Raw genomic sequence first — 12,642 nt, forward strand, 5'->3', positions numbered from 1 at the left:
GATACACTCTTTAATTGTATCGATATGTATAACACCTAGAAAAACTATATATTCTTGAAAGAGGTTGAAAATGTATGATAGTCTTAAACAAGTTTTTTAACTTTTTACATTACAAAAAGATGGTACCTGTAGTATTTCTTTCATGTGCAACGCTTATAGGCTGTTCCGATGGCAATACTCAGTCTGAATTACTTAAACAAACAAAACAAACAAATCAAACCAAACAAGAAACTACTGGTAATGATTCTTTTGCTAAACTTGAAAAAGAATTTGATGCTAAACTCGGTATTTATGCATTGGACACTGATACGAATCAAACTGTTACGTATCAATCAGATAAACGGTTTGCATACGCATCTACCCACAAAGCTTTAGCTGTGGGAGTACTTTTACAAAAGAAATCAATAGAAGATCTAAATCAAAGAGTTTTGTATACTCGTGAAGATCTTGTTAATTACAATCCAATTACAGAAAAGTATGTTGATAGGGGTATGACTCTGAAAGAGCTTGCAGATGCTTCCCTTCGATATAGTGATAATACTGCACAAAATCTTATTCTTAAACAATTAGGTGGACCTAGTGAATTCAAAAAATCACTGAGAGAAATAGGAGATACCGTTACAAATCCTGAACGTTTTGAACCAGAGTTAAACGAAGTGCATCCAGGAGACGTACATGATACTAGTACCCCAAAGGCATTAGCTACTAGTCTTCAGGCTTTCACGCTAGGAGATGTACTTTCAACTGAGAAACGGGATTTATTAATAGATTGGATGAAAAGGAATACTACGGGAGACAACTTAATTCGTGCTGGAGTTCCAGGAGGATGGGAAGTAGCTGATAAGACGGGCTCGGGATCTTATGGAACCAGAAATGATATCGCAATTATTTGGCCACCAAATAAAAAGCCAATTGTTCTTGCGATACTTTCTAATCATGATAAAGAGGATGCTAAATACGATGATAAGCTTATTGCAGAAGCAACCAAGATAGTATTAGATGCTTTAAAAGTGACAAATAAATAATAATAGTAATTAGTTATTAAAATTTTTCTGTTTTTCCGTCACAAAACTGTGGCGGTCTTTTTGTGTGTTTAAAAAAGAATCGACTTAAGTAAAGAAAAAGATAGAAACAATCCCTATTCAATTTATTAATTAAGTAACAACAAATATACACTTTATTGGATACTTATTGCATTTGAGAGGGTAGGTAAGATATCATCTTTTTTACATAAGTAAAATATTAAATACCAAATGAACTTTAAAAATTGCGCCTAAATTAAAGGAGAGTACGTTATGAATACAATCATGATTGTAGAAGATGATATGAAAATTGCTGAATTACTGGGAACTCATATAAAAAAATATGGATACCAAAGTATTATTATAGAGGATTTTGAAAATATCTTAGAAATATTTCAAGAGATAAAACCAGATGTAGTGCTATTAGATATAAATTTACCGAATTTTGATGGTTATTATTGGTGTCGCCAAATACGAGCAATTTCTACTTGTCCAATTGTATTTCTATCTGCAAGGAGTGGAGAGATGGATCAAGTTATGGCTTTAGAAAATGGTGGTGATGATTATATTACGAAACCTTTCTATTATGAGGTTGTAATGTCTAAAATCCGTAGTCAACTCAGAAGAGCATACGGTGAATATGCTCCTAGTGTAAAAGAAAGGATAGTTGAGCAATCGGGATTATTCCTGTTCCCAGAAAGAATGGAACTTCAACTAAATGATAGGTCAATTTTACTTACTAGAAAAGAAACAACTTTATTAGAAATATTGATAACGAAGTCTCCGCTCCTTGTAAAACGTGAAGTAATTTTAGAACAACTATGGGATAGCTCATATATAGACGAAAATACATTGAGTGTAAACATAGGTAGAATTAGAAGGAAATTGCAAGATTTAGGTATCGAAAACGCACTGGAAACAGTTCGTGGTGCTGGATATCGTTTGCATGCTTCTTGGGAGAAGGAAGGAAAGGAATAATGAAATTATTTTTACAAGAACATATTCCACTTATTTGTTATACATTTGCCCAATTGCTTATCATTCTTTTTATATATTGGTTTGATGGTTATCCACATATTTTGACAGCATTATATTCTGTATTTTTGGGTGTTTTTTTATTAATGGGTTATTTAATATATCGCTATTATAGTCATCGTTCATTCTACAAGCGTCTATCAACACCAATGGAAGCTTTAAATGAATCAATAAAAGATAGTGATTTGACGCCCTTATCAATGGCCTTAGAAACATTACTACAAACTCAATATCAATATTATCAAAACCAATTAAAAAAATGGGAACGAAAACAACAAGAACAAATGACTTTTATGAATCAATGGGTTCATCAAATGAAAACACCTCTTTCTGTTATTGAGTTAATTACACAAGATGCAGACGACTCTCGATTTGACAGTATTAATGAAGAAACGGAAAGAATCAAAAAAGGATTAGAAATGGTCTTATATGTTGCTCGTTTAGAAACATTTGAACAGGATTTTCATGTGGACAGATTGCAGTTATTGGAAATGATTGATTCTGCTATTCATGAAAATAAACGTCTATTTATACGTAGCTATGTGTATCCAGAGGTAAAAGTAGATCCAAATCTTATCGTAGAAACAGATAAGAAATGGTTTCGATTTATACTCAATCAAGTACTGTCAAATGCAATTAAATATTCATCAAGTAAGCAAGAAAAAGTAATAGTATCGGCGTGTTCAAAAGGACGAGCAATTATTTTGGAAGTAAAAGATCATGGGGTTGGTATTCCTACTGCTGATTTACCACGTGTTTTCAATCCATTTTATACTGGAGAAAATGGTAGGAAATTTAAAGAGTCTACGGGAATGGGATTATATCTTGTTAAAGAAGTATGTGAAAAATTAAATCATAAGATTGAGCTAGAATCTGAGGTAGGTAAGGGAACAAAAGTTAGAATCATATTCCCGTATGCATCTCGTTAACCGATGAAAGGTATACTTTTCATCGGTTTTTCTTTTGAATCTTACAAACTTGTTAGATAACTGTTAGGGAAATCGATATGAGACATACTATATATAGGTTACACTTCATGTATCGAAAAGAGAAATGGAAGGTGAAATACTTGTGGAAATACTACATGTTTCAGATTTAGGGAAGGTTTATCCTGGGAAAATTTCTTATACAGCATTATCCCATATTGATTTAAAAATAAACAAAGGTGAATTTGTAGGAATTATGGGACCATCTGGGAGTGGTAAAACAACGCTATTAAATATGGTGTCTACTATAGATGCTCCAACATCAGGAGAAGTATTAATTCATGGAGAAAATCCGTATCTGTTATCTCCAAATCAGCTGGCTTTATTTCGAAGACGTGAATTAGGGTTTGTTTTTCAATCATTTAATCTCCTTAATACATTGACAGTGAAAGAAAATATTGTTCTTCCACTTACGCTTGATGGTGTCAGTCCTAGAGAAATGGAAGGGAAAGTAGAAGCTATTGCTAAAAAACTAGGGATAACTGAAATATTAGATAAACGTACGTATGAAATTTCTGGTGGGCAAGCACAAAGAACTGCAATCGCACGTGCTACTATTCATAATCCAAAATTATTACTTGCGGATGAGCCTACAGGAAATCTGGATTCAAAATCTGCTAGTGATGTGATGGAATTATTGACAAAGCTTAATAAAGAAAATAGCACAACGATGATGTTAGTGACACATGATGCAATGGCTGCAAGTTATTGTGATCGAATTGTGTTTATCAAAGATGGACAGTTATACAATGAGATTTATTGTGGAGATAATCGCAAAGTATTCTATCAAAAAATTCTAGAGGTTTTAGCATTATTAGGAGGAAATGCAAATGACTTTTCGACAGTTCGCATTTAATAACGTTATTCGTAGTAAAAGAACATATTTGGCTCATTTTTTAAGTAGTACGTTTGCTATTATGATTTTCTTTACCTACGCATTACTTGCATTTCATCCTAATTTACAAGGCGATCTTGCTACCAGTGTAACAATCAATACATTTGCAAAGTCAGGATTACAGATATCGCAGGGGTTAATATTTTTCTTCTCATTCTTCTTTATCTTATATTCTGTAAGTGCATTTTTAAAAACAAGAAAAAAAGATTTTGGAATTCTAATGCTACATGGGATGTCACGTTCACAGTTGAACAAATTAGTATTTATTGAAAATATAATAATTGGTATCGCTTCTATTTTAACAGGAATTACAATTGGAATGGCGTTCTCTAAGTTTATCTTAATTATGAGCAACAATCTGTTAATGACTGATAAAGGACTCCCATTTTACATGCCCTTTAAAGCAATTGGGATAACATTTGGAGCTTTCTTCTTATTGTTTTTATTTATTTCACTTTTCACTTCTCGACTAGTAAATGTAGAGCAATTAGTAGAATTAATAAAAGCGGAAGAAAAGCCAAAGCCTGAACCAAAAGCATCCCTTTGGTTATCTTTGATCGCACTAATTTGTATGGGATTAGGATATACGGCTGTTTTCCATAGTGTTAACGCAATTCAATACAAGGATATGAAATATGTACTATTCATGATGGCGACAGGGGTGAGCTTTGTTGTACTTGGAACGTACTTCTTATTTACACAGCTCAGTGTGTATGTATTACGTGTATTAAAGAAAAGGGAAAATATTTTCTTTAAGAAAACAAACATACTCACCATTTCAGATTTAGTGTATCAATTAAAAGATAATGCAAAAATGTTTTTTATGGTTACTATTATATCTGCCGTTTCTTTCACTGCAGTGGGGACTTGTATGGGATTAGGTAATTCATCCATGGCTGAATCGGATAGTCCTTTTGCATTTTCTTATCAGTCTTATAAGAATAACCAGTTAGAAAAAGAACATCTAAAAACAATTGAAAACGAACTATATGACGGTAAGTTTAATTTCAAACAGGTGTCATATACCATAAAACAAGTTCCAGATACCCTTTATAACAGTAATATATTATCAAATGTTATAACATTAAGTGATTATAATAAGTTAGCTAATGTATTTGGTTTTGAAAAAGAAAACTTAAAAGATGAAAATGATAGTTTTGTCATACCTGCAAGAAAATTCGCAAACACGAAATCGAATCAAAATAACTTTCAATTGTTGTATAGAAACATAAATAAAGATATGCATGTAGATAAAATACTAACTCCGAAAGAATTACAAGATACAACCGTCACGACAATTATTGTACCAGACGCTGTATATAAACAAATGATAGTGGATCCAGAGAATCATCATGGTGAATCTACTATTAATGGTTTTATTGTGAAGGATTGGGAGAAAACGAAAAAAGTTGCTGAAAAAATCGTGACTACTCTTCAGAAAGATAATGAAGGTATACATGAGCCTGTATTATACAACGAACAATATAATTTTTCTTCTTTAATATCTACATGGATGATGATGAAACAAGGTTTTGGACTTGCATCCATTATGAGTGTATTAATAGGCATTGTTTTCTTTACGTTTGCCGCAAGCTTTTTATATTTCCGATTATACACAGACTTAGAACGAAATCAGGAGCAATATAAAATGATAGCAAAAGTTGGTTTAAGTAAACCCGAATTAAAGAAAATTGTGTCACGTCAACTTGCACTTTTATTCTTTTTGCCAATTATAATTGCTATTGCACATAGTACGGTTGCTTTTATGGCCTTGCAAAAGTTAGCCCATTTTTCAGTCTTGGGTAGTTCCATTATGGTATTGATTTGTTTCTTAGTTATGCAAATTATATACTTTTACGTTGTTCGATCTCAATACTTGAAAAAAATGTATAAAACGATTTTTTAATTCAAATATAATTAAAAGAAGGAGAAAATAGGGTGAAAAGAAGAATTGGATTATTAATAGTAGCTAGTATTTCGATTACCATGTTAGGAGCATGTTCATTATTTAGTACAAAAGACTCTCCAGCAAATGGAATTTCAATAGATGTAGGCGCGATAAACGAACAAACAAGAAGCTCTATAATTGACTCATACAAAGATATAACAAGCTCACAAGACCTATATCAAATAAAAGAAGGGACGATAGATAATAACAAGCTCGACATAAAGCTACCGGCTAATTTGGGGGATTCTATGGATACTGCTACTAGTAATTTACTATTTATTAGTAGAACAACTGCTGAAAAAATGAATAAAAAGGGACTTATACGCGAAAGAGATAATAACGAGGGGCTTACATCATCAGTCCCTATTGATTCGTTACCCAAAATAGAAAAAGATGAAACTATCTTATTTGCAAATAAAGAATATAAAGACTTGAAAGAACTAACATTTGATCAGAAAAAAATGAATGTTCAATATAAAGGGGATGTATGGCTATCTCCGCATCGTGGTGGATCCAACGAAATCCTATTAATTGTAGATGATACATTATTTAAAGAAATAAATGGGAAAGAAAAAACTAGACAGATTCTATCTTTTAATAAATCTTTTGGGAATCTTAATTTAGTCAATCAAGGGAAAGCACCAGAATTAAGAAAGGAAATAGATAAAGTGAATACGGCGTTAGGTACTGAGGACAAGAGAGCCGTGAATTTTATAAATATTACAGAAAAGTAAAAAAGTCTATATGGGTAGAATCGCTTCACCATTAGATTAAGAAAAACAAATCTAACTATTAACGGCTCGAAGTGATGAAACTAACACTTATACCCTAAGTAATTTTTGATATTTATTGATATAGAATCCTTATTATTAGGATTCTATTTTTTGTTTCAAAATCTATAAAGAAAAAAGGTAAAATCGGCGAAAACGAACTAAAAGGTATTTTAAATGAATTTTTCAAAACACCACTAATAATGATAACGTTTGCTAAATATAGATGTTCCTTAAGCTTGTAAGAAGCTTACAAACTTCCCTCTTCTAATGCAACTTAAGTGTAAATTAATTTTTTTGTAAATATGGAACAATGTCATTACTTACACTGTCTATTAATCGTTAAAACATTTTTTATTCAATAAATTAAGAAAGGAATCATCATTTTTAAATAAGGGAGAAGATTGAATTGAAAAAATTATGGATGCTGCTTTTCGTTTGTTTTGCAGTTATGTTGGTAGGATGTAATAAAAACGAACCGCCAAAACAAGCATTTGAAGAATATATCAATTTATGGAATGATAAAAAATTTGCAAATATGTATGATCATTTATCAGATCATGGCAAAAAATCGATTTCTAAAAAAGAATTTACAGAAAAATATCAAAAAATCTATGAGGGGATTGGAGTTAAGAATTTAAAAGTTAAAATGAAAGGAGAGAATACGAAAGATAAAGAGCTTTTTCTTTTTGAAGTTAAGATGGATACGGATGTAGGACCAGTTTCATTCATCCACGAAGCAAAACTTGTGAAAGATAAAGAATCTTGGAAAATAGATTGGACACCAGACTTCATTTTCCCAGGTATGAAAAAAGATTACAAAGTACGTATGCAAATAGAGCAAGGAAAACGCGGAGAAATATATGATCGCAATGGAAAAGGGCTTGCAACGAATGGTAAAGCGACTGAGGTTGGAATTATTCCAGAGAAACTAGGTGAAACAGCAGCGCAAACGAAAGAAATAGTAGCACAATTACTTGATATGTCTATAGAAGAAGTCGAACAAAAGCTCACAGCGAAATGGATAAAACCAGACTCCTTTGTACCAATTGGCATTTTAAAAGAGGGAACCAGACAGAATGATTATATTGAATTAGAAGGAGTTTCATCTCACCCAGTAAATATTCGTACGTATCCATTAGGTGAAGCAGCGGCACACTTAACTGGATATATAGGAAAGGTGAATGCGGAGGAGTTAAAATCACTTCAAAAACAAGGTTATCAAGCAGATGATTTAGTAGGTAAGACCGGTTTAGAGAAAGTGTTAGAAAATAAATTGCGTGGTGAAAAGGGTGGACGCGTATTTATAGAAGATGAGAAGGGGAAAGAGATTAAGAACGTAGCAAAAAAAGAAGCAAAAGAAGGAGAAAATGTTACGTTAACAATTGATGCTGCAATTCAAGAAAAAATCTTTAATGAGATGAAAACTGAAGCAGGATCTAGTGCAGCGGTCAATCCTAAAACAGGTGAAACAATCGCACTTGTAAGTAGCCCTGCTTATAATCCAAATATAATAGTTAGAGGAGCATCGAAAGCCCAACGAGAAGCATGGAGTAACGACTCGAAACTACCAATGACGAATCGCTTTACACAAGCATTTGTACCAGGTTCCGTATTTAAAACGATCACAGGTGCAATTGGTTTGGAAACAAACACAATAAATCCGAAGGAAGAATTTAAAATTCAAGGATTGAAGTGGACAAAAGATTCAACTTGGGGAAATTACTATGTAACGCGTGTGAAGGATGCAAGTCCAATTGATTTTGATAAGGCAATGAAGTACTCTGATAATATTTATTTTGCTCAACAAGCTTTAAAAATGGGAAAAGATCAGTATGTAAATGAATTTAAAAAGTACGGATTTCATGAAAAATTACCAATCGAATACGAACTTCCTATTTCAATCATTGCAAAAGATGGGATAAAAAACGATATTCAACTAGCAGACACGGGCTATGGACAAGGACAAGTATTAATGACACCACTTCATTTAGCATTAACATATGCACCGATTGTAAATGAAGGGAATATTCCGTCGCCACATCTCTTAAAAGAAGCAAAAGTAGCAGGGAATTGGAAAGAAAATGTGGTTTCTAAAAAGAATCAAGAGATATTAAAGAGTGCATTAATCAAAGTCATTAATGACCCTGATGGCGCAGGGAGAATTGCAAAGGTTGATGGTGTGACGCTTGCTGGTAAAACTGGTACAGCAGAACTGAAAGAGTCGAAAGAAGCAGACGGAAAAGAACTGGGATGGTTCGCAGCTTTCGATGCAAATGCGCCAGACATGATTGTTACCATGATGATTGAAGATGTAAAAGGAAGAGGAGGAAGTAATGTTCCAGGTGAAAAAATAAAACATGTATTTCAGAAATAATACTGAATTATAAGGTAAATTTTTCCACTACATTTATTACATGTTTGCTTAACTCAAAGATATAAATTGGGGGAAATATAGAACAATTAAATTTCAAAAAAGCATTCTTTCTAATCGAGAATGCTTTTTTGCTGTCATTCTAGAAAAGTTGACATTGTTAATGGTAAATAGAAGGGAATAGCAAATTGAAATGGACAAGTGGAGTGTTACGTTAAATTCAAAAAACAGATTTTCATGAGTAGAATTTTATCGTTGTATGCTTTACTTGTTTTTTAGTAGTATTATTCTGCTTGAAAAAAGATAAACAATGGAACAAATGAAACTTGTATCTTGTCTATATATTGAAACCATAATAAAAGTGAGGGCAGTTTTTATGTTTATTCAAATAAGTTTGAGGTGTGGAAATGGAACAGACGTTTATTGAAAAGTGTAATCATGATGAGCTGGACTATGTTATAAAAGACTATTGGCAAGATGTATGGAATTATTCATTTATTATTACGAAAGATCCACATTTATCAGATGATATCACGCAAGATGTATTTATAAAGGTGTTTAAAAATTGGAATTCATTTCGAAAGGAGTCATCTATTAAAACGTGGATATTAAAAATCACAAGAAATACGGCAATAAACTATTTGAAATCCTCTTATTTTAAAAGGATATCTTTAATAGGATTTTTTAGTGACGATAAGCAATCCCTGTCAGCAGAACAAGAATTTTTTAACCAAGAAGAGATGAATGAGGTGTGGAAGGTTGTATTAAAACTACCTAAAAAGCACCGTGAAATAATTATATTGGACGCAAAATATGAATTATCTTATGAAGAAATGGCTGAAACATTAGGAGTATCAATTGGAACAGTCAAATCTAGATTAAGCCGAGCAAGAAGTAAAGTTTCAAAACTAATAGGGGAGGGTAGTAGTGATGAACAATAAACAAAATCCTGACTGGTATAGTAAATTGAAAAAAGGCCCAATGGAGCATCGGAAAGATGAAGAAGAATTTATTTATAAAATAAAGCAATCGGTATATCAAAATAGTGAAGTGGATTCTGTAACAAATAAGAGACCATTTCGTAAAAAAGTATTGCCTGTTTTAGTTGTGTTGGTTTGTACAATGTTATTTTTTATTGTTCAACAACCTTGGCCGGATGATAATAAATCACCGGTAGAAAGTAGTACTCAAATTAAGCCTAAAACAAAAGATGAATCTGCTCAAGACCCATCATTAAAACAATTTATGAATGATTTATATCAAAGCACAAATTCAAAAAATGAAAATGACCTGTATAAAGCGTTAAATGATGAAGTTCTATTTAAAGGGAAGAGTTATAAGAAGGATGAATTGAAGTTTGATGAAGATATTTTTCATGAGTTGCAAGTTGCCCTTGCAATGGGGGGAGAATTTGTAAATGATAAGAAGAAAGTTTACAAAGTGCCAAGTGGAATGACAGAAAGTAATCAATCAAAGCAAGAACACTTTATATATGCAACTGTTACTGGAAACAAAACGGAAATTTTAGCTGAACCAAAACGAGAATCACAAGTTTTATATGAAGTATCTAATGAAATGGTAAAAGCTTGGATCCCGGAAAAAGTGCAGAATGATAGATATATAAAAATATCGACATTTAACGGTAATACTGGGTATGTACAGAAAGAGTATGTTTTAACGGATATTAAATATTCATTTGTCTTCGAAAAGAATCATGAAGGTATGTGGAAAATAATAAATATAGATTCTATATGGTAAAAGAGGAAGGTTCATTTTAATGAACCTTCCTCTTTGTTTTTATTTTTTTATTGAAGTGTATGCCAGAACTCTAAAACTTCTGCTGTAACGAGAGCAGCGATGTTTTTTTCTGAATTACTACCAGGAATAACGACAGAAATGGCGATTTGTGGATCTTCGGTAGGAGCATATGAAATGAAAAGAGAATGATTTATCATTCTTTCTTGCTCATTCGGAGAACCTGTACTACCCGTTTTACCTGCGACATGAAAAGGTAAATTTTTAATCTCTTCTATATTTTGACTCATTCCACCTTGCACGACACGCCAAAATTCCATAGGATAACGGTTTGAACTTTCTAAAATTGGTTTAAACTTTTTTGTTTCCTTACCGTCTTGACCAATAGTAGCACCTACAATTTGAGGTTTGTATTTATCACCTTTACTTGCCAAAGTTGCTGCATATTGAGCGAGTTGAAGAGGAGTATGCACCTCATTTCCTCCCCAAGAGGCATTTAATAAAGCAGAAATCCCATTTTCAAATTTATTAGATGGATGCAATTCATATTGTCCGTCTTCTTCAAAGGGCAAATCAATCCCGGTTTTAGAACGTAGGCCAAATTGCATTAAATAATCTGTCCATATATGTGCCACTTTTTCTATATTTCCATTATTTTGGTTAAATAAGGGCAGAGCTACTTTTGCTGTCATAAATGTGTTAGATGAATTAATGATAGCCTGTCTCGGTGTAATCTCACCTGTTGGCGTTCCAGGTGCATTCGTAATGTTATTTTGATTATCATACTGAAAAGTACCTTTATCTAAATAAGTATCTTCAGGTTGAAAAAGCTTTTCGTTTAATCCAATCAAAATAGTAAGTGGCTTTATAGTCGAAGCCATATTTACATAAGATTCACCATACTTTAATTTTCGAATTGCTTTATTTTGCGAAAGTGATTTAAAGTTTTCATTTTTAGATGATACATGTGTATTTGGATTAAATACTGCCGAGTTGGCCATAGTTAAAATTGCGCCAGTTTTTACATCGGTGACTACAACATAACCAGCTTTAGCATCAGGTGTATTCTTTATTTGAGATCTTAATGCTTCTTCTGCCTTTTGCTGCAACTTAGAGTCTAAAGCTAGCCACACATCTTTTCCTTTTTGTACGTTTTGAATGTTCCATAAGAACTTTTTATTATTCAATTTAAAAATAAGAGTTTTGCCTGATTTTCCTTTTAAATCATTTTCATATTGCAGCTCAATCCCGCTTTTTCCAACAGCCATATGCTTTGAATTAAGGTCATTTTCTACATACCCAATTACCTGTGAACCAATTTCGTGTTTAGGATAATACCGAATCCATTCATCTTTAATTATTACATTATTGGGTTTGTTTTTGTTTATGAATGCAAGTTCATTCTCAGTTATATCAGAGTATAACGGTATATCATTCATAGTCTGCTTTTTACAAGATTGTTGTAATTGAGATTTTATGTTCTCTGTAGAAATATCATGTTGAAACTCGCTTGAAAATTGATTGAAAAAAGCTAGTGTGTTTGATGTATCTTGTTTCGATAGCCTTTCATCATTAGAAGTGCAATATAGAGACTTAACTTTCTTATTTGTAGCTAGTATTACACCATTTTTATCAAAAATCTTTCCTCTTTCAGCTGAAGAAGTTGCGATAGTAATTGAAATGAAGTTGATTTTTAATAAAATTAGTAAAATCAAAACTACAATAGAAAGAACCGCAAAAAATCTCCATCTTTTTGTATGTAACATATAACCCTCCCTTATGTAGCCTATTTCATCTTATATTTAATTATTTTTTTTGTAAATGTGGAACAACTTTATTGTTTAGGTTGTCTATTAA

10 protein-coding genes are annotated in these 12,642 nt (G+C 32.2%); 9 read left to right on the forward strand and 1 reads right to left on the reverse strand.

The window, feature by feature from the left end; all coding sequences use genetic code 11:
- Window positions 1-74 precede the first annotated feature (74 nt).
- The 9 genes from bla to ACTJJY_RS31210 all read left to right on the forward strand — a co-directional run bounded on the left by bla (window position 75) and on the right by ACTJJY_RS31210 (window position 10,788).
- Window positions 75-1,025, forward strand: coding sequence for a class A beta-lactamase (gene bla / locus ACTJJY_RS31170; protein WP_440607383.1), 951 nt, complete (start codon window positions 75-77; stop codon window positions 1,023-1,025).
- A gap of 270 nt (window positions 1,026-1,295) precedes the next feature.
- Window positions 1,296-2,000 carry a response regulator gene (locus tag ACTJJY_RS31175; RefSeq protein ID WP_440607384.1) on the forward strand — a complete coding sequence of 235 codons (705 nt, stop codon included), beginning with the start codon at window positions 1,296-1,298 and terminating at the stop codon, window positions 1,998-2,000.
- Complete coding sequence (locus ACTJJY_RS31180; protein ID WP_440607385.1) at window positions 2,000-2,986, forward strand: sensor histidine kinase; 987 nt, start codon at window positions 2,000-2,002, stop codon at window positions 2,984-2,986. Before ACTJJY_RS31175 ends, ACTJJY_RS31180 begins: the two co-directional genes overlap by 1 nt.
- A 142-nt stretch (window positions 2,987-3,128) precedes the next feature.
- Window positions 3,129-3,899: an ABC transporter ATP-binding protein gene (locus ACTJJY_RS31185; protein WP_149288088.1), complete on the forward strand. Its 771-nt coding sequence runs from the start codon at window positions 3,129-3,131 to the stop codon at window positions 3,897-3,899.
- A complete protein-coding gene (locus ACTJJY_RS31190; RefSeq protein WP_440607386.1) occupies window positions 3,874-5,844 on the forward strand; it encodes an FtsX-like permease family protein in 1,971 nt (656 codons plus the stop codon). Before ACTJJY_RS31185 ends, ACTJJY_RS31190 begins: the two co-directional genes overlap by 26 nt.
- A 32-nt stretch (window positions 5,845-5,876) precedes the next feature.
- Window positions 5,877-6,620: a lipoprotein BA_5634 family protein gene (locus ACTJJY_RS31195; RefSeq protein WP_440607387.1), complete on the forward strand. Its 744-nt coding sequence runs from the start codon at window positions 5,877-5,879 to the stop codon at window positions 6,618-6,620.
- Window positions 6,621-7,065: 445 nt separating this feature from the next.
- Entirely contained in the window at window positions 7,066-9,033 is a 1,968-nt protein-coding gene (locus tag ACTJJY_RS31200) for a penicillin-binding transpeptidase domain-containing protein (RefSeq protein ID WP_440607388.1), read from the forward strand.
- A 404-nt stretch (window positions 9,034-9,437) separates the two neighbouring features.
- Window positions 9,438-9,971 (forward strand): RNA polymerase sigma factor, encoded by a 534-nt coding sequence (locus tag ACTJJY_RS31205; protein ID WP_000438330.1) that lies wholly within the window; start codon window positions 9,438-9,440, stop codon window positions 9,969-9,971.
- Window positions 9,961-10,788 carry an SH3 domain-containing protein gene (locus ACTJJY_RS31210; protein WP_440607294.1) on the forward strand — a complete coding sequence of 276 codons (828 nt, stop codon included), beginning with the start codon at window positions 9,961-9,963 and terminating at the stop codon, window positions 10,786-10,788. Before ACTJJY_RS31205 ends, ACTJJY_RS31210 begins: the two co-directional genes overlap by 11 nt.
- Before the next feature lie 47 nt (window positions 10,789-10,835).
- On the opposite strand, the gene ACTJJY_RS31215 is transcribed toward ACTJJY_RS31210, so the two are convergent.
- Window positions 10,836-12,551 carry a peptidoglycan D,D-transpeptidase FtsI family protein gene (locus tag ACTJJY_RS31215; RefSeq protein ID WP_440607295.1) on the reverse strand — a complete coding sequence of 572 codons (1,716 nt, stop codon included), beginning with the start codon at window positions 12,549-12,551 and terminating at the stop codon, window positions 10,836-10,838.
- Window positions 12,552-12,642 lie beyond the last annotated feature (91 nt).

Origin of the sequence: Bacillus sp. 22475 (assembly GCF_052044835.1) — a bacterium.
GTDB classification, from domain to species: Bacteria; Bacillota; Bacilli; order Bacillales; family Bacillaceae_G; genus Bacillus_A; species Bacillus_A cereus.